The 18,761-nt window shown below is 45.2% G+C and carries 17 protein-coding genes; 15 read left to right on the top strand and 2 right to left on the bottom strand.

Annotated elements, in window-relative coordinates; all coding sequences use genetic code 11:
* Positions 1–482: transposase family protein (locus FZ952_RS04535; protein ID WP_148880774.1), on the bottom strand; the 482-nt coding region annotated here is incomplete at its 3' end.
* Positions 483–613: 131 nt separating this feature from the next.
* A complete protein-coding gene (locus FZ952_RS04530) occupies positions 614–2,734 on the bottom strand; it encodes a bifunctional 2',3'-cyclic-nucleotide 2'-phosphodiesterase/3'-nucleotidase (protein ID WP_410468286.1) in 2,121 nt (706 codons plus the stop codon).
* Here FZ952_RS04530 and FZ952_RS04525 point away from each other — a divergent pair.
* The 15 genes from FZ952_RS04525 (at position 2,723) to FZ952_RS04460 (ending at position 18,744) form a co-directional block, all read left to right on the top strand.
* The gene (locus tag FZ952_RS04525; RefSeq protein ID WP_262366329.1) at positions 2,723–3,286 is read left to right on the top strand and encodes a hypothetical protein; all 564 of its coding nucleotides are present in this window, start codon (positions 2,723–2,725) and stop codon (positions 3,284–3,286) included. The two genes, FZ952_RS04530 and FZ952_RS04525, sit on opposite strands and share 12 nt — an antisense overlap.
* Positions 3,287–3,563: 277 nt before the next feature.
* Positions 3,564–4,265 (top strand): hypothetical protein, encoded by a 702-nt coding sequence (locus FZ952_RS04520; protein ID WP_148880773.1) that lies wholly within the window; start codon positions 3,564–3,566, stop codon positions 4,263–4,265.
* Positions 4,255–5,523 carry an Mbeg1-like protein gene (locus FZ952_RS04515; protein ID WP_148880779.1) on the top strand — a complete coding sequence of 423 codons (1,269 nt, stop codon included), beginning with the start codon at positions 4,255–4,257 and terminating at the stop codon, positions 5,521–5,523. The genes FZ952_RS04520 and FZ952_RS04515 overlap by 11 nt, the downstream gene beginning before the upstream one ends.
* On the top strand, positions 5,511–5,921 hold the full coding sequence (locus FZ952_RS04510; RefSeq protein WP_148880772.1) for a hypothetical protein: 411 nt from the start codon (positions 5,511–5,513) through the stop codon (positions 5,919–5,921). Before FZ952_RS04515 ends, FZ952_RS04510 begins: the two co-directional genes overlap by 13 nt.
* Entirely contained in the window at positions 5,918–6,235 is a 318-nt protein-coding gene (locus FZ952_RS04505; RefSeq protein ID WP_062200011.1) for a hypothetical protein, read from the top strand. Before FZ952_RS04510 ends, FZ952_RS04505 begins: the two co-directional genes overlap by 4 nt.
* A gap of 187 nt (positions 6,236–6,422) precedes the next feature.
* Positions 6,423–6,569: a hypothetical protein gene (locus tag FZ952_RS11575; protein ID WP_187423868.1), complete on the top strand. Its 147-nt coding sequence runs from the start codon at positions 6,423–6,425 to the stop codon at positions 6,567–6,569.
* Between the two features lie 111 nt (positions 6,570–6,680).
* Positions 6,681–8,900, top strand: coding sequence for a RelA/SpoT family protein (locus FZ952_RS04500; protein ID WP_148880771.1), 2,220 nt, complete (start codon positions 6,681–6,683; stop codon positions 8,898–8,900).
* 49 nt (positions 8,901–8,949) lie between these two features.
* Positions 8,950–9,393: a D-aminoacyl-tRNA deacylase gene (gene dtd / locus FZ952_RS04495; protein ID WP_148880770.1), complete on the top strand. Its 444-nt coding sequence runs from the start codon at positions 8,950–8,952 to the stop codon at positions 9,391–9,393.
* A gap of 339 nt (positions 9,394–9,732) precedes the next feature.
* Positions 9,733–10,323 carry a CDP-archaeol synthase gene (locus FZ952_RS04490; protein WP_148880769.1) on the top strand — a complete coding sequence of 197 codons (591 nt, stop codon included), beginning with the start codon at positions 9,733–9,735 and terminating at the stop codon, positions 10,321–10,323.
* A gap of 14 nt (positions 10,324–10,337) precedes the next feature.
* Complete coding sequence (locus tag FZ952_RS04485) at positions 10,338–12,833, top strand: PEP/pyruvate-binding domain-containing protein (RefSeq protein WP_148880768.1); 2,496 nt, start codon at positions 10,338–10,340, stop codon at positions 12,831–12,833.
* Positions 12,820–13,452 (top strand): CDP-alcohol phosphatidyltransferase family protein, encoded by a 633-nt coding sequence (locus tag FZ952_RS04480; RefSeq protein ID WP_148880767.1) that lies wholly within the window; start codon positions 12,820–12,822, stop codon positions 13,450–13,452. The genes FZ952_RS04485 and FZ952_RS04480 overlap by 14 nt, the downstream gene beginning before the upstream one ends.
* Entirely contained in the window at positions 13,445–14,317 is an 873-nt protein-coding gene (locus FZ952_RS04475; RefSeq protein ID WP_148880766.1) for a phosphatidylserine decarboxylase, read from the top strand. The genes FZ952_RS04480 and FZ952_RS04475 overlap by 8 nt, the downstream gene beginning before the upstream one ends.
* The gene (locus tag FZ952_RS04470; protein ID WP_148880765.1) at positions 14,302–15,201 is read left to right on the top strand and encodes a UbiA family prenyltransferase; all 900 of its coding nucleotides are present in this window, start codon (positions 14,302–14,304) and stop codon (positions 15,199–15,201) included. The genes FZ952_RS04475 and FZ952_RS04470 overlap by 16 nt, the downstream gene beginning before the upstream one ends.
* Positions 15,201–17,684 carry a phosphoenolpyruvate synthase gene (locus tag FZ952_RS04465; protein ID WP_148880764.1) on the top strand — a complete coding sequence of 828 codons (2,484 nt, stop codon included), beginning with the start codon at positions 15,201–15,203 and terminating at the stop codon, positions 17,682–17,684. Before FZ952_RS04470 ends, FZ952_RS04465 begins: the two co-directional genes overlap by 1 nt.
* A complete protein-coding gene (locus FZ952_RS04460) occupies positions 17,671–18,744 on the top strand; it encodes a hypothetical protein (protein ID WP_148880763.1) in 1,074 nt (357 codons plus the stop codon). Before FZ952_RS04465 ends, FZ952_RS04460 begins: the two co-directional genes overlap by 14 nt.
* The last annotated feature ends 17 nt before the right edge of the window (positions 18,745–18,761 follow it).

Here is an 18,761-nt window from a genome sequence, read left to right as displayed (position 1 = left end):
AAGCTATATTCATCCCAAGACATGTGAGTTGGAAGATAAGATAAATCTGTCTTGAATTTAAACTCTTTCAGTTTACGAATGACGGTTGACGTGGAAACTGCTAAGCTTTCAGCGATGGCCGTCATAGAGACTTTCTCGATCAATTTTTGAGCGATTTTCTGCTTGACGATGGTTGCAATTTGGTGATTCTTCTTGACCAGAGAAGTCTCAGATACAGCCATTTTTCTACAGTCTTTACAGCGGAAGCGGCGTTTTCTCAACCGAATCAGCGTTTTGTATCCCGCGCACTCTAGATAGGGAATTTTCGATTCTTTTTGGAAGTCATATTTAGCCATCTGACCATGACAGCTGTAGCATTTAGGAGCAGGATAATCCAACTTCGCGATGATTTCTTTATGCGTTCCAGCATCTAGAACATCCAAAATCGTAATGTTAGGATCTTTGATTTCCAGTAAGTTTGTGATAAAATTGAGTTGTTCCATATGAGTCTTTCTAATGATGGTTTTGTCGCTTTTCATTATAGGTCATATGGGACTTTTTTTCTACAACAAAATAGGCTCCATAATTACTACAGTGATTTTACCCACTACAGAAATTATAGAGCCATTTTTTATCATGATTGTCTTTCCCGTTTTTTGAAGGCGAAGATTCCTGCAAATCCAGTCACAACAAGTCCCAAGAGTCTGAGTGAGGACGTCTTTTCTCCGGTTGCTGGGAGGCTTTCTGCTCCTGTCTGTCTGTGAGACGCTTGCTTGTTTGTGATAGGGTCAACAGCGGTCAAGACAGGGAAGTCTACTCTGCTATGCTGCAGGTTGGCTGCTTCGACTGCGATAGTCGGACGGCTTGGCTGCTCAATTGGCACTGGTTCAGTCTTCGGTGCGACATAAACAAATTCGTATTCGCCGAATCCCTCTTGAGCTGATGCCGCTAGATAGACGATGTCTCCGTCTGCACCAATCAAGTTCTTGGCTTTATCAGCTGTCAGGAAGTGCAGGTCCAGCCCCTTAATGGTATCAGCGAAATGCCAGTTTTTATCGGCACTTGGATTGATGTTTTTAATAGCCAAGATATAGTTGATGATGGCCTGACGGTTTTCCAGATTGAGCAGACGGTTGAGACTGGCTTCGCGCACGCCTGGGAACTTACCGTTAGCTCGATAGTTATTGGTCACGACGATAAATTCTTGCTTAGGGTCAATCTCCTTGCCTTGATACTTCAAATTGCGAACCCGACTGGCAGTTGGATTAGCCAGTTTGCCTTCGCGGCCGTATTTGTTCGGCTGGGTAATGTCAAACTCATAGGTAACACCGTCGATAACATCAAAGTTATAAGTCCGGTAGTTAGTATTGACCAGATTTTGTGGTTGGCTATTATTTGGGTCAATGGTATTGAATTGGCCAGCTGACATTTCCAACCATTCTTTGAGTTGGGCACCGTTGACCTTGAGGATAGCAGTTACATTATCGTAGAGATAGAGGTCTGCTACGTTCTTGATGGCAATAGGACCAGCTGGAATGTCTGTGTAGGCCGTTGCATCTCCACGAGTTCCTGCCTTGAAAGGAGCTGCTGCAGACAGGATAGGAAGGTTGGCTTCAGGCGTGCCAGCCAGCTCTTGCTTAGCATACCAAAGCTGGGCATTGTTGACGATTTGCACGGAAGGATCGTCTTTGACCAGAGCGAAGTAACTAGTAATCGGTGCAGTCGTGGTGCCGACTTGCTGGCGGACATAGTTGATAGTTCCTTGATGGGATTCCTTAGCAATGTCAATGACGCGCTTGTCTGCTACATTAGACTTGGTATCCACCTTGCGGATGGAGCCTTTGCTGTCAGTGACCTTCCATTTACCGTCGGTATAGTTCAGCTTAAGGTCAATGACGCCCAGATGGTCGCCGTATTTCCCAGCCATGGTCACTGGGGTGCCGTTGATTTTGTCGTTGATACCATCTACACCAGGATATTTTTCGTAGAAGCCGCTTCCGTTTCCGCTTGGAAACTCTGCGTGGGAATGGCCCGTTACAACAGCATCTACACCTGGTAGGCTGGCGATTTGATAGCCTTCATTTTCCTCGCCTTTTTCATACTTGTCATCTCCGATACCAGAGTGAGAAAGCACCAAAGTGATGTCTGCACCAGCCTTGCGCATCTCAGGAATGATGTCTCGAATAGCCTCGACAGAATCGCGAACGACCACTTTTCCTTCTAGGTTCGCTTTATCCCAGTTGAGGATCTGTGGCGGAACAATCCCAGTCACACCGATCTTGACAGTCGTCAAGCGGCCTTGAGTATCCGTAAAGGTCTTTTCGATGAATTTGTAAGGCTGATAGATAAATTTACCAGTCGCTGGATCTAGCACATTGGCATTGACAAGTGGCATGCCAGCTGTCTCGATTACGCGGTTCAGATAGTCTAGGCCGTAGTTGAACTCATGGTTCCCCAGAGTGCCAGCTTCAAAGCCCAGAGCCTGTAGGGCAGCATACATTGGGTGCTGCTCGCCCTTCTCCACAGGATCCACAATGGCCTTGTAAGTTCCCAGCGGCGTTCCTTGGATGGTGTCGCCATTGTCCACTAATAGGACGTTTGGATTTTCTTTCTTGGCCTTCTCGATTAGCACGGCTGTCTTAGCCAGTCCCAAGGTCTCCACCGGCTTATCCTGATAGTAGTCGTAGTTGACCAGATTGGTATGGAGGTCGGTCGTGTCTATCCAACTGAGAATCTGTTTGACTTGTTTAAGCAATTTCCGGAAGGGTTTGAGATTAGAAGTATTGATACTTACGATGAGACGAAGGACTATTCTCGTTATCAGAAGATTGAACTCGTAGGAAACGCAGAAACAAAAGAAATAACTGGCAATTTTAAAAGAATAGAAGCTCGAGGTAATCCTTATGAAGAAAAAGTGCTTTTAGAAAGCCGTATTGTGTACACTGAAAAAGGATTAGAATTTTTGAATCCAGAAGTTTCTAAAGATGATTTGTTTTATGATGGGTTTTTATTTCAAAAGTTAGAACTAAATAAAGTAGCTCTATCTCGATTTGAGCTCAAAAAAACGTACTATAATTGGGAGACTGGTGATGCTTCCATTGCTTATAAAAATGTAAAGAGTAAAATTATTCAGGACTACTTCCATTTACAACCAAGCGAGTCGCTAGATCTTTATATTAGTGCAGATCGCTCTGCAACTATTGGCTATGAATACGGATATCCTATTGTTTTTGACGGAGAAAATATCTCTCATTCAGAACTTATAGCAGGAAAAATTAAGAGTATGGAGAAGATAGATGCCAAATAGTAATGTGCCAACCTTGGATGCTTCTAATCTGACTTATGAATTTGAAAATATGAGAGTTAATCAGGGAGCAACTGACAATAATGTGCTTTAATATGTAGAAAAGTACACTAAGAAAAAACTCCCTCCTAACCTCCAATACCTAGACGATCCCTGAGCCCACTTTATTATAGCAAACCTCAATATTATATAGGGTAGCAAGGAAGTAGAAATTTTATGATATACTATAAGGGAATTAAGGTTAGTTGTTTTATTGAATATCATAAATAAGGAGAAGGTCATGAGCAAACGCACTTTTCTTACAATGTTACTTGTAGGAGGACTGATAATGACGGGATTGGCAGGATGCGGAGAAAATAAGAACAGCCGAGAATGGATTGAAAACAAGGTTTCTGAGGTTAGTCGCGTCTATCCGACTGAGAATCTGTTTGACTTGTTTAAGCAATTTCCGGAAGGGTTTGAGATTGAGCAGGTCTATTTTAAAAAGAAGAGTGATGGAATCGATGATTTCATCACGGAAATTAAGCTGAAGGGTGATGCAACATCGCATACAATAGTGGGTACCCTTGCTAAAATTCCAGCAACTGATGATGCGCCAAAAAGCGAAGAAGAAGTAGTCGTAAGTGTTCATTATGCGGATAACAAGTTTACTTTTTCTGAGGAAGAGACCGCTAGGAAAATATGGAAGTTTGACAGATTTTTATTTCAAAAGTTAACTATAAACAAAGCTGAATTATCTAATTTTAGATTAAAAGAAAAATCGTATAACAGTGTAACAAATGGTTTTAGCATATCTTATCTTACAGAAAATAAAATAGTTAATAATTATTTTGATAAAAAAGATTCTGAGAAAAGCATACTTGAGATTGGAAGTTCTCTACAAAATGAAGGTTATTACTACTACTCAATTTTAATAGATTATAAAGATGGCTATTACTTTAGAGAAACGGTGTCAAATGCGGGGGTATATAATGGCCAATAGTGGGATTCCAACTTTAGATGCTTCTAATCTGACTTATGAATTTGAAAATGTTCGAGTTCATCAGTCTGATATTGAAGATAATGCTAAAAATAAACTTCTTAGGGAAGTTAATAAATTGAAGTCTATCCCTCCTAATCTTGAATATTTAGATGATTTTCGTGACGGTTTGACTGGTACCAGCGGTACAGCTTTCCTAGATAAGGATAGTGGAGAGGTTATTATTGCTTACACGGGAACCAATCCTAATGCGGATTTTGTAACAGATGTCACGGTAGATATTACTAGTATTTTAATGCCTTATGGCTATCATTATGATGAAGCTTTTAAATTTTACGAAAGAATCCGACAGAAATATGGGGACAATATCACCTTAACAGGGCATTCTTTAGGGGGGAATATTGCTCAGAGGGTAGCTTTGGAATTTAACGCTCCGCGTACAGTGGTATATAACTCAGCCCCTCTCTATGTAGAGGGAGTGATTCGAATGAAGGATAGAGCCATAGACTATCTGATTCCGTTGGATTCTGCTCGCGAGAATATTCTGAACAAATATGCGGACTTTACAGGTCAAGTCATTCGTATTACAACAGAAAAAGATCCTCTTAACATATGGTCCGATAGACTTGGAGGTGTCTATCTAGGCAAAGAGTATATACTTGATAATTCTGGCGGACACAGCCTTGACTCGGATATTACAGGTGATAAGAATCAAATTAATCAAATCAAGGATATTTTGGAAAAGCAGAGTCCAGAGAGGATGACTGGGCTTGAAAAGAAGCACTATAAGACCTTGAAGAAATTGCAGGGAGTAAAAGACGGTCTCCTCAAGCAATTGACCGGTCAGTTTTTATCAGATGGTAGTATTAATAGTCATGAGATGTTTTTCTTGGATAGCGTCCAGGCAACGGCTGTTGCGGCAGCTCTGACAGAGTCTGTCAGCAATGGGCACAGCGAGATTGAGGCGGTTGCGAAAAAAGCAGTGACAGATGCTGAAGAACTCTATGACAAAAGCAAGGAAATTCCTTGGTTTGTAACAGAATTGACTTATGATGAGGTGCAGGAGGCCTATGCGGAAGCTGGAGTAACTTATGATAGCATTGTAGGAAAGACTCAGCGACATTTTGATAAAGCGGTAAACAAATCGGCCACTATTGTGACGGCGTTTACAGACTTGGAGGGTAGTATCCGAAATGGTATTGATCAGGCAGTGGCAGCAGACGAAAGTTTGGCAGGAGATATTAGCCAATGGACAAAATAGATGAAATTCAAGCTAAAATTAGAAACCAAGAAGAAGAACTCTGGGACTTGGAGGATAATTATAAGGCTGCCAAGAAAGAAATAGAAGAAACATATTGGAAACTAGAAGATAACAAGCGTCACCTGACGAGACTTTATGAAGAGTTTGAGGAGGCTACTTATCACTTTAGCCGACAAGATTACGTGGATAAGGAAGAGTGTCGTAAGTTTATTAATCTGTTAGATACTTATGCGAGTGAGACGGATAGAGAATATCGTCGTCAATGTGCAAAAATAGAAGAAAAAGATGAAAAACTGACAAATCAGTATCGGAAAGATCGCAGGCAGCTGGAAGACGAATTAGAAAAGAGTTACCAGCTGAGAAGGAAATTGGATGAGGAAGAAGGAGGAAATAAATGAGTATAGCAGATGTTGTCTCAGATGCATTGTGCAGCCCCTTTACCGAAGTAGCACGAAGAGAAATTAAAAAAACATTGGAAAGAGAAGCTATTAAAGCCTTCTGCGCACCACCGATAAAAGCAAGTCGAAAAGATATTGTAGAGAAGTATGATGAGGAGATTGGTATCTTGGCCATGACAAACAAGACAGCTGTGCTCAATCTATCCAACCAAATGGACAGCTCAATTAACGGCTTGGGTCAAAAAGCAATCAGTGAAGCAATTAGCAAAAACAGCACCACTTTCGATGATTTGAATCCAGAAGAGAAAAAGTAGACTGATATGATGTTAGTTTGCTTTTTAATATAGTGCAAATTCCTTAATTTTTCCTGTTTTATTCGGCTGATAAATGGTATAATATAAGTGAATCCTAAGGCAGGCTAGAAAGGGAAAAAACGGAAACAAATCAGCCGCCTGAGGAGACGGATGCATATGTTTACTGGGTAAGGAGAGGAGGTTTATCATGTCTTTGTCTACCTTATTTGAAGTATTAGTAGCTATTTTAGGTGTGGTATCCATCGGTTATCTCATCTATGCTTATTTTGAATTTTTGAAGGATATGGTTCGGACCGAAATAAACCATCGCCTTCATCACAACCCGCCGCTTTAGAGGCGGGTTGTTTGCGTCTTTTAGCATCCTTTTAAATTCTCTGCACTTTCTGTGTTTTCATATTGATGTAAAAATGATAAAATAGTAGGCAAGAAATCGGAGAGAATGCGCATGCCAAAAGAAATAAATTTAACGGGGGATCAGGTCGTCTCCCTCACAAGAAAATATTTAGCTGCAAAAGATGTGGCTTTTGTACAAAAGGCATTGGTCTATGCCATAGATCGCCATAGCGGGCAAACTCGCCAGTCGCAAGAACCTTACATTGTGCATCCTATCCAGGTAGCGGGAATTTTAGCTAAGCTCAAGCTGGATGCTGTTTCGGTTGCCTGTGGTTTTTTGCACGATGTGGTTGAAGACACTTCGGCAACGCTGGATGATTTGGAGCAGGAATTTGGGCATGATGTGCGCGTGATTGTGGACGGAGTGACCAAGCTGGGGAAGGTGAAATATAAGTCCCATGCGGAACAGTTGGCGGAAAATCATCGCAAAATGCTCATGGCCATGTCTGAGGATATCCGTGTTATTTTGGTCAAACTAGCCGACCGTCTGCATAATATGCGGACCCTTCATCATTTACGGCCAGACAAGCAAGAGCGAATTTCGCGGGAAACCATGGAAATCTATGCTCCTCTGGCTCATCGTTTGGGGATTTCTAGTGTCAAATGGGAACTGGAAGATTTATCCTTCCGTTACCTTAATCCGACGGAGTTTTATAAAATTTCCCACATGATGAAGGAAAAACGGCGAGAGCGGGAAGCTCTGGTGGAGGAAGTTGTCCACAAGATCGAAACCTACGCAGGTGAGCGCAATCTGCATGGTAAGATTTACGGCCGTCCCAAGCATATTTATTCCATTTATCGCAAGATGCAGGACAAGAAGAAGCGTTTTGATGAGATCTATGATTTGATTGCCATTCGCTGTATTTTGGAAACTCACAGTGATGTTTACGCCATGTTGGGCTATATCCATGAGCTCTGGAAACCAATGCCGGGGCGTTTCAAGGACTATATTGCCAACCGCAAGGCCAATGGCTACCAGTCTATTCATACGACGGTCTATGGACCTAAAGGACCAATTGAATTTCAGATTCGGACCAAGGAAATGCACGAAGTGGCGGAGTACGGGGTCGCAGCCCATTGGGCTTATAAGAAAGGGATAAAAGGTCAGGTTAACAGCAAAGAGTCAGCCATCGGAATGAATTGGATCAAAGAACTGATGGAGCTCCAAGACCAGTCGGGAGATGCTCAGGAGTTTGTCGATTCGGTCAAGGAAAGCTATTTGACAGAAGAGATTTATGTCTTTACGCCGAATGGCGAGGTGCGCTGTCTGCCCAAAGATTCTGGTCCGATTGACTTTGCTTATGAGATTCATACCAAGGTTGGGGAGAGGGCGACAGGAGCCAAGGTTAACGGTCGCATGGTGCCCCTGAATACCAAGCTGAAAACAGGGGATCAGGTGGAAATTGTCACCAATGCGAACTCCTTTGGGCCTAGCCGTGACTGGCTCAATATTGTCAAGACCAGCAAAGCCAGAAATAAAATCCGTCAATTCTTTAAAAATCAAGATAAGGAACTATCTATCTCCAAAGGGCGGGAGCTCTTGCAGGCTCAATTTCAGGAGCAGGGCTATGTTGCGAATAAGTACATGGACAAGAAGCACATGGAGGAAGTCCTGCAAAAGACCAGTTATAAGACCGAAGATGCGCTTTTTGCAGCGATTGGCTTCGGTGAGATTGGTGCTATCAGCATTTTCAACCGTCTGACGGAAAAAGAGCGCCGTGAGGAAGAGAGGGCCAAGGCCAGAGCAGAAGCTGAGGAATTGGTCAAGGGCGGTGAGGTCAAGGTCGAAAACAAAAAAGACACTCTCAAGGTCAAGCATGAAGGCGGTGTAGTGATTCAAGGGGCATCCGGTCTCCTGATTCGGATTGCCAAATGCTGTAACCCCGTGCCTGGTGACGACATTGTTGGTTACATTACCAAAGGCCGTGGTGTAGCTATTCACCGAGAAGATTGTATGAATCTCAAGGCTCAGGAAAATTACGAGCAGCGCTTGATTGAGGTGGAATGGGAAGACAACAACACGACCAAAGAATACACGGCCCATATTGATATTTATGGTCTCAATCGTTCTGGACTCCTCAACGATGTGCTGCAGGTCCTGTCTAATACCACCAAAAATATTTCAACAGTTAATGCTCAGCCGACCAAGGATATGAAATTTGCCAATATCCATGTTTCCTTTGGCATTGCCAATCTGTCCACGTTGACGACAGTGGTGGACAAGATTAAGAGTGTACCGGAAGTGTATTCTGTTAAGCGGACCAATGGCTAAAGCATGGGAATAATAGAGTAGATGTTAGTTATTAAATAAAGGAAAAGATATGAAAATCGTCATTCAGCGCGTGAAACGTGCGCAGGTCAGCATTGACCAACAGCTACATAGCAGGATTGAACAGGGACTCCTGCTCTTAGTCGGAGTGGGTCCTGACGATAGTCAGGAGGATATGGATTATGCTATCCGCAAGATTGTCAATATGCGAATTTTTTCTGATGCTGAGGGGAAGATGAACCTGTCCATTCAAGATATTGGTGGAGAGATTTTATCTATCTCCCAGTTCACTCTACACGCAGATACGAGAAAGGGCAACCGGCCAGCCTTTATCAAGGCCGCACCACCAGAGATGGCTAGCAATTTTTATGATGCCTTCAATCTCGCCCTGCAGCAGGAAGTTCCGACCCGAACGGGCATTTTTGGCGCAGACATGCAGGTGGAGCTGGTGAATGATGGACCGGTGACCATTATCCTAGATACTAAGAATCGGTGACATATAGCTCTTTGTCACTTGTAGGGGGTGACGAATGTTAGCATTGAGAGAGAACGCAGATTCTCTCTTTTTTGATGTCTAGGCTGATAAAACTTCTTTTCTTGAAGGTAGGGATCTTTCGACAGCAGAGACTGAAGTTCGTTACATATATTAGAGGAAAAAAGAAGAAATATAAAAAAGCAAAATCGAGAGTGTTTTGAAGAGTCATCAGATGAGACACTTGTATGTGGTTGGTTATGTAAGGGCTTTTACGACTTATGGTATAATAAAACTAGAAAAGCTTGAGAAGTCTCTTAATTTTTTCAGGCTAATTTTCATAAAAAAGAATAGGAAATAGATATGCGCACTGTTCTTGCCTTGTACATTACCCTGATGCCAGTCATTCTAGCTGGGGTTCTGAATATGATCTTTTGCAAGTCTTCACTGCTGCAGGCAGCTTATCGACCCATGGATGGCGGCTTGGTTTTGAAAGATGGAAAGCGGCTTTTCGGAGCTAACAAGACCTGGAAAGGCTTCATAGGAATGATTGTTTGGGGCTCTTTAGCCCAGATTTTATGGGGGGTGCTCTTGAAGAGCACTCCTAATCTAGAGAAACTGCACTTGGTTTACGCCTTCTACGAAAACACCTTGCTTTTTAATCTGGTGTTTGGGGCTCTTTTGGGGCTGGCCTATGTTTTGTTTGAACTGCCTAATAGCTTCATCAAGCGCCGTTTGGAAATCAGAGAGGGCAAGACGGCGGAAAATGGCTGGAAATGGACCTTTATCTGGATAGACCAGATTGATTCTTTGATTGGCTGTATTATTTTCTTGCTTTTCTATATTCCTCTGTCTTGGCAGCAGATTCTGGGCATTCTAATCCTAGGGGCGGGTACGCATCTAGGAGTCAATCGTCTGCTCTACTGGGCTAAGCTTAGAAAAAATCGTATGTAAGATGGGAGCTTTTGATGAAAGAACTATGGCTAGAAAAGGAGCCTTCGGCCGTCTATGGCGGTAAAATCAATCAGTTAATCAACCTCTGTCAACTGGGGCTTCCGATTCCTAAGGGTTTGATTTTGCCAGCAGATCAAGTAATGGCTTGGCTAAGAGCAGCTCTGCCAGAATACTCAGAACAGGGACTTAAAGAGTTAATTCATTTGGGCAAGGAGGAAATTGCGGAGCGTTTGCAGCAATGTCCCTTGGATCCAGCTTGGCAGCGGGAGCTAGCAAGCTTTTGTCAGGAAAATCAAGCTTATATCGTTCGCAGCAGTGCCCTTTTAGAAGACGGACAGGATCTGTCATTTGCCGGCCAGTATGATTCGATTGGCAATTGCCAGACGCTGTCAGAAATCGAGCAGGGCATTCGTTCTTGTCTGCTTTCCCTCTTTAATCCAGAAGCCTTGGCCTACTGGCAGCGTCAGGGTCTTGCTGATAAGGATTTTGCCATGGCGGTGCTGATTCAGGAGCAGATAGAGCCTGACTTTAGCGGTGTCTGCTTTTCCCTAGATGTGGCGACTAATCAGGACCAGACCATGCTCTTGGAGTATGTAAAAGGCTCGGCTGAGAGCTTGGTTAGTGGCCAAGTCAATCCTGAGCAGTTGACTCTTGCTTGGTACAAGCCAGACTGGATCCAGTTTGAAAAGCTAGGAATGCCTTTGGCAGTCTTGCAGAAGCTGCACGAGCAGGTTTTGGAGATTGTGGCGTATTTTGGTCGGCCGATGGATATTGAGTGGTGTGCTCTAGAAGAGCAAGTCTATCTGCTGCAGGCTCGGCCTATTACGACAGTACCAACTAAAATCGACAGTGGTCGCTGGACGACGGCGAATTTTCGGGATGGAGGGGTGGCGGCCCAGCCCTGTCCCAACCTGATGTGGAGCCTTTATCGCTATTCTTGGCAAGAGGCACTCTCCAGCTTTTTGCTGGCAATTGGCCTAGAGCCTGAAGGTGTGATGCCGCCGCTGATGCGTCTCCATTATGCTCGGCCTTTCTGGAACTTAGGCGTGGTCAAGCAAGGTATGGAGCAGATTCCAGGTTATACTGAGCGAGACTTTGATGATGAGCTGGGAGTTAATAAAGACTACCAAGGTCAAGGCTTTACCAGCAAATTAAGTCCGGCTCTGCTTTTGAATTTCCTGCGGGTAGCTTGGAAAACGCAAAAGGTAACCAAAGATTTTCTGTGTCAGGCACCAGACAAGCTGCAAGAGCTGCGCCAGCAATTTACCAGCCTTCATCAAGAAATACGAGAACTGAACGACCAAAGCCCGCTGCAACAAGCCGAGAGTCTTTGGCAGTTAGTGCTAAATCAGGCTTATTTAGACAGTGAGGGAACTTATTTCTGGCAGGCCTACATCAATACGGTCCAGCTGTCTATGAAAAAGACCAGTCTGCTCAAATGGCTGACGGTCGATGAATTTTTCCGACTGATTGCCAAGTTAGGAAATGTTTCGCATACTAAGCCTTTAGCTAGAATGCTGGAAGCTGCGGATCTTATTTTGGCAGAGGAGAAACTGACAGACGATTGGTTGAAGCTATCGGTGGAAGAATTGCAGGGACTGGCTGCACAATATCCTGAGCGAGCAGATTTCATCAAGATTCAGGATTTCCAAAAGGATTTGGGCTATCACTCGGCACGGGAGCTGGACTTGCGAGTAGCTAGTTATGAAGAAGATTCTCATCAGGTTATGGCAGCGGTCCAGCAGTTGATTGCTGATTCAGCGTATTACCAAGCAGCTAAAGGTTCGCTCAGCCCTATCTCAGGGTCTGAGCTGGATTTGGCTCATCTATCTCGAGCCAAGCAGAAAAAGATAGAAAAAATCAGCGAAGACCTGCGGAACTTGCTCTGGTGGCGGGAGGAGTTTAAAGACATTTCCACGCGCTATTACCACCTCATTCGCCAGATTAGTCTTAAACTCGGCCGAGCCTATGAAAAGCGAGGCTTTCTAAAAGATTCTCAAGACATTTTTTACATCAGGAAAGAAAGCCTCTCCGCCTTTATGGAAGGGAAAAAGACTGCTGACCAGCTGCAAGAAGAAGCGGCTGATAATCGGCATTATTGCCAGGCCTATCGGAATTTTGAGCCAGAGGGGGATTTGACTGATAAAGAGATGAGCCTGGAAGGAGTGGCCTATGAGATTCAGGCTCTGCTGACGGGAATGCCAGCCAGCAGCGGTCAGGTGACCGGTCGGGTTAGAGTTCTCTTGGATTTGGCTGATATTGAGCTGATTGAACCGGGAGAAATCCTCGTCACCCGCTTTACAGATACGGGCTGGAGCTATGTTTTCGGTATTCTGGGCGGTCTTGTGACAGAGTATGGCGGGGTTCTCTGCCATGCCTCCATTGTCGCTCGGGAATGCGGGATACCAGCTCTGGTTTGTACCAAGAATGCAACTCAGCTGCTAGAAACTGGCATGCTGGTTACCTTAGACGCAAGAAAAGGAGAAATTAGAATTCATGAAGAAGAATGAACCTTTGTTTATCGGTGAATACGACAAATCTGTTATCCTGACTTATATGGGCGCTGCTTTTGCACTTTTGGCAGTCTATGCCATCATTCAGTCCCAGCTGCGACCGGCCATGATGGCCTTTATCCTTAGCGGTATCTGCGACCTTTTTGACGGTGTCGTAGCGCGGCGGATGAAGCGGACTGAAAGTCAGAAGCGCTTTGGCATTGAGATTGATTCGCTCTGCGACATGATTAGCTTTGCGGCTCTTCCGGCTGTGCTTCTCATGACCCAGCTGCCCTTGGGAGCTGCCAATATCGTTTTAGCTGTTCTCTATGTCTTGGCTGCAGTCACGCGCTTGGCGCATTTTAATCGCTTGGCCAAGCATGATGAAGGCTCTGGTTCTTATTTTATCGGCTTGCCTGTGACCTACAGCGCCCTCTTTTTCCCGATGACTTATCTGGTCTGTCAATGGCTGGTGCCTGCTCTGTTTGTTTGGGTGTGGTTGGGCTTGTCTCTTTTGCTGACCTTCCTATTTGTCTACAACTGCCGGATTCCCAAGCCAAATAAGCTGGCCTATCTGGTCTTTGCGATTCTGGCTGTTGCAAGTCTGATTGGTCTGGGGGTTCTCCCGCATGGTTAAGGTCTATCAGAGAAGGACTGGCCAAGTAGTGGAACCGACAGAATACAAGGCGGGTCTGTTAGACAAGCTTTATGGCACTGCTTGGGGGTGCTTTCTGTTGCCTATCTTGACCCGACCTAGTCTGTCTTATCTTTTGACCTTGAAAGATTATACAGGCTTGTCTCGCAAGAAAATAGCAGCTTTTGTGGAAAATTATCAGCTGAATCTGGCTGATTATGAAGATGGCCCCTATTCTAGCTTTGCGGCTTTTTTCCAGCGGAGAATCAAGCCTGATCTGCGTCTAGTCTGTCCTGACAGTCAAGTACTGGCTGTGGCGGATGCTAAGTTAGAGGCTTTTACCATCAGTCAGGACTTACAGCTGACGATTAAGGGGCAGACATACAGGCTAGCTGACTTACTGCTGGATGAAGAGTTAGCTCAGCTGTTCAGTGGCGGAACAGCGCTGGTTTATCGTTTGGGAGTGGAAGACCTGCACCGCTATCTGGCGGCTGAATCTGGCAGAATTGTCCAAAGACGAAAAATCAAAGGCCGCCTGCATACGGTCAGACAGGTAGCCCAGAAGCGGCGCTTGATTTACAAGGAAAATAAAAGAGAATACTGTCTTTTAGATACCGACCTAGGACCTGTCCTACAGATGGAAGTAGGGGCTCTTCTGGTTGGAAGAATATACAATCACAGTCAGGACCATTTGGTCAGGGGACAGGAGAAGGGCTGCTTTGGTCTGGGCGGATCAACCATTCTTGTCCTCTATCCAGCAGGCACGATTCGCTTGGATCAGGATATTCTGACTTACTCAGACCTCGGAATAGAAATCCAGATTCAAATGGGTGAAAAGATTGGAGAAAAGCTATGTTTAAACGATTAGCTGCTTATTATAAGGAAATGTTCCCTTTGCTGCCGCGCTTTTTTGTGGCTGCCATCATGTTTTTTGAGATTTATTTTGTCCTCCTGCTCAATGACGGAGTGACCACCTTTCACTTTGACCATCAGGAGTTGATCGGAATTTTTACCATTTTCGTCTTTTTGATGATTTTGCGGATCGCAGATGATTTCAAGGACTATGAGACCGACAGACGGCTCTTTCCTCATCGGGCTCTGCCATCTGGCCGGGTGAAAAAGAAGGACTTGGCTATTGCCCTCAGCTTTATCGTAGCTGTGTCTGTGATTCTAAATATCCTCTTTATGAACAATATCGGCTGGTTCCTATTTCTCTATATCTACGGAACCCTCATGTCCTTCTGGTTCTTCAAGCGTGATAAGATACAAAACTCCTTGCCTCTGGCTCTAGTAACCCATAATCCGGTCATGATGATTTTGAATCTCTATACTATTTCCTTTGTCTGCTACAAGTACAATCTGCCTCTCTTGTCTCTTCCGACGGTCTTGCTGGCCTTTACCATGTATTTCCCAAGTCTGATCTGGGAAGTCTGCCGTAAGATTCGGGCACCAAAAGACGAGACAGAGTATGTGACCTATTCGATGCTTTTTGGCTACAAAAAAGCCACTCGCTTTATCGAGGTGGTGACTCTTCTGGATATCTTGACCAATTTTGTCCTCCTTTGGAATATTTCCCATGTCGGAGTGGTAGTCTTGGTGCTGAATGTTATCTGGATGACCGTCCAGTTTGAGCAGTTTATCAAGGATCCAACTCGCTTTAATATCCGGGAGAGGGTGGAGCGTTATACTTATATCACAGAGACGACCATGGTTCTGTCCGTTGCTGTTTATCTCTTGATGGGGGTACTTTGATGAAAAGAATCAAGCAGACAGGGCTTGACCAGGTCGGAGGCAAGGCCTATCATTTGCTGAAAATACAGGCTGCTGGTTTGCCGGTTCCTGACTTTGCAGTGTTTGCTTTTGGCTTTTTTCAAACATCTGCTAGCTCTGCTGACTTGGAGCGGATGGAAGCAGCCTATCGGTCTGGAGAGTTGGACTTGTCCCAGCTATGTCAGCAACTGCAGGACTGGGCCAGAAAGCAGTTTAGTCAAGAAGATCTGACGGCAGCAGAAAGTTGGGTTCGTAAGGAATTTTTCCAGTCAGGCAGTCGCTTTGCAGTCCGCTCATCTGCAACCATTGAGGATGGGAAGGCCTCATCCTTTGCCGGTCAGTTTGAGAGCCAGCTCAACGTGAGTCCAGATGGACTTAAAGAAGCTATTCAAGCGATCTTGCTCTCTCTTTATCAGGAGTCGGCTCTCACCTATCTATTTGCGCAAGGCCTATCTTTGAAGCAAGCGCAGATGATTTGCATTGTGCAGGTCATGCAAGAGGGAGACTTGTCTGGGATTTACTTCACAGCTAACCCCAAGGGTATTCTGAACGAGCACATCATTGTCATCGGTCGGGGCTTGGGCAATAAGGTTGTCGAGGATAAGATTCCTACAACCATGGTGACCCTCCATCCCAAGGACCAGCTCTTTTATACAGAGCAGACGGAGGATTCACCAGACGTATCACTGGAACAACTCGCGGAGCTGCAAGCCTTGGCGAGTCAGGTGAGTCAGCTTTTCGGACCTTATATGGATATGGAGTTCACCTTCGCAAATGGCCAGCTCTATCTCTTGCAGGCTCGACCTATTACTACCTTGCCAGAGGGACAGCAGATTATTCTGGATAACAGTAATATTGTCGAGAGCTATCCAGGTGTTTCCAGTCCTCTGACCATTAGCTTTATTCAGGAGGCCTATGCCAGCATTTTTCGCAGTCTGGCCCAGCGCTTGGTTGGCAAGGATGCTCCAGAGTTGGCTGCCTATGAAGCCACTTTTCAAAATATGCTGCAGCCAGTCAATAGCCGGGTTTATTACCAGATTCAGAGCTGGTATCAGCTCTTGCAGCTTCTGCCTTTTTCTAATAAAATCATTCCTATCTGGCAAGATATGCTGGGAGTGAGAGAGACGGAAGTGCCTCAGATGCCGGTGCACCTATATGCTTTCAACCGCTTGCAAATCATGCTCCGTATCATCCGAGAGTTTTGGACGGCACCCAAGCAAATGCGGCAATTGGAAGAACAGTTTGCCCAGATTCAGCGCGAATACGAAGCGAGCTTTTCTCCCTACGCAGATGCAGAGACCTTGATTGCCTTGGTCAGCAAGCTAAAAGAGGATATTTTGGCTCACTGGGACATTACGCTGGTCAATGACCTCTATGCCTTTGTCTATACTGGACTCCTGAAGAAGTCGCGTCGCGGCGGAGCTGTTCAGGCTGAGATTGCAGGAATTGAGCAGATTGAAAGTATGCGGCCGGCTTTGGCGCTGCAGGCTTTAACAGCTCAGCTGAAAGCGGAAGAAAATGCAGCGATTAGACAAGCCATGGCAAGTGAAAGTCCAGCAGTCTTTCTAAGTCGCCAGCACCCTTTGGTCCAAGAAATAGTCCATTTTATCTATGAATTTGGTGATCGGGCTCCGGAAGAGTTGAAGTTAGAAACACCAACCTTCCGAACGCACCCCGAGCGTCTGCTCAAGCTCCTGCTGCAAATGTGCCAACAAGAGAAGAAGAAGTTGGCTCCTCAGAAACTTGAAGAAGAGGTGCAAAAATCAGGCTGGTGGACGAATGTTCTTCGCAAGCGAGCCATGACTGGTGTTAAATATCGGGAAAGCTCCCGCTTAAACCGCACACGAATCTATGGCATGATGCGGCAGATTTTCCGCACACTTGGGCAGCAATTAGCCGAGCAAGGGTTGCTGGCTACGCCTGATGATGTTTTTTACATGACCAAGGAAGAGCTGTTTGAGTTGACCAGAAAGTCCAGAGATGTAAGTGGCTTGATAGCCGATCGTCGGGAGAAGTTGGAGGCGGATAAGGAGTTGCCAACCTTTAGTCGCTATGTTTTTGCTGGACAGGTCTTTGAGAAATACCTGAAACCGCAAAACCGCACCAGCAGTCATAATGCGGGCAATCAAGCCTTACAAGGAATTGGCTGCTCGCCTGGCTGCGTTAAGGCTCAGGTATTAATCGTGGAAGACGTACAAACGATTGAGTCTGCTCAGGATCGGATTATCGTGACCAAGATGACCGATCCGGGCTGGGTCTATCTTCTGACCCAAGCCAAGGGGGTCATTGCAGAGCAGGGATCCTTGCTCTCGCACACGGCCATTATTTCCCGCGAGTTAGGGATTCCCTCTATTGTCAATGTCAGAGGCGCCTGCAGTCAGCTGCGGAATGGCGACTGGATTGAGATGGATGGCCTTACTGGCAAGATTCGACTAATCAAGGAGGAAGACCATGCTGGAAATTAAACCAGTCAAACCCAATACAGCAGAGCTGGCCGATTTTCTGGCCCTGCCTAAGCGGATTTACCAGCCAGACCACCTTATGCAGTCGGAAGAGGAAGAACTAGCTTTGATTGAAGGCAGTCACCCGCTGAGTTCTGACTTAGATACCTATGCCTTTGTTGGCTATGAGGACGGTCGGCCTTGTATTCGAGGCCTCCTGACCTTCTATCCAGATGATGAGGCTGCTTACTTGGGATTTTTCGAGTCAATCAATGACCAACAGATTGCATCTGCTTTTATCGAGCATTTAGCAGGTTTTGCTCGCAGTCTCGGAGCAAGTAAGATTATCGGTCCGGTACAGGCAAGCTTTTGGCTAGGCTATCGAATGCAGCTAACCGGAACAGAGGAGCTCCCTTTTACTGGAGAACCTCATAATCCAGACTATTATCCTGAGCTATGGCAGGCTGCTGGTTTTGAGCTCAAGGAGCGCTATCTGTCCAATTTTTATCCCAAGGTCAGCAATCAAACTCATCAGGACAAACTGGCTCATCGTTTTGAGTCTTTTGAAGAGGCGGGTTTCACCATTTGCTCGCCAAAGAAGAAGGAGTGGGAAGAAGCTTCGCTGCAGGTTTTTGAGCTCCTCAATCACCTCTATCAGGATTTTCCGATTTATCGGTCAATTTCCAGTCAGCAGTTCAGTCAGATTTTTCAAAAATACCAGTATATTCTTGATTTTTCTATGGTTAAGCTGGCCTATAAGGAGGGCAGGCTAGCAGGTTTTCTGATTGCCATGCCGGACTACGGCTCCCTGGTTTATCAAGAAATGACTCCTCTTAACCTGGCCAAGCTTTTTTGGACTAAGCGCTTTCCCAAACGCTATATGATTATGTATCTAGGGGTAGATGAGAAATTCTTGGGATTGGGCTCTGCCTTGGCCTATCCGATTTTTAAAGAAGCGCAGAAACGACAAGCCTCGGCTATCGGCGCCCTGATTCATCAAAAAACCGTCACGCGCCACTATGCAGCAGAATTACAGGGAGACAAGCATGAGTACGGACTGTTTGAATTGGATTTGTCCTCTTAGGTGCCAGACTATATAAT

It is taken from the genome of Streptococcus sp. Marseille-P7376 (assembly GCF_902460385.1).
Classification (GTDB): Bacteria; Bacillota; Bacilli; order Lactobacillales; family Streptococcaceae; genus Streptococcus; species Streptococcus sinensis.
The sequence above is the reverse complement of the archived record's forward strand: the minus strand, read 5'-3'. Positions and strand labels throughout refer to the sequence as shown.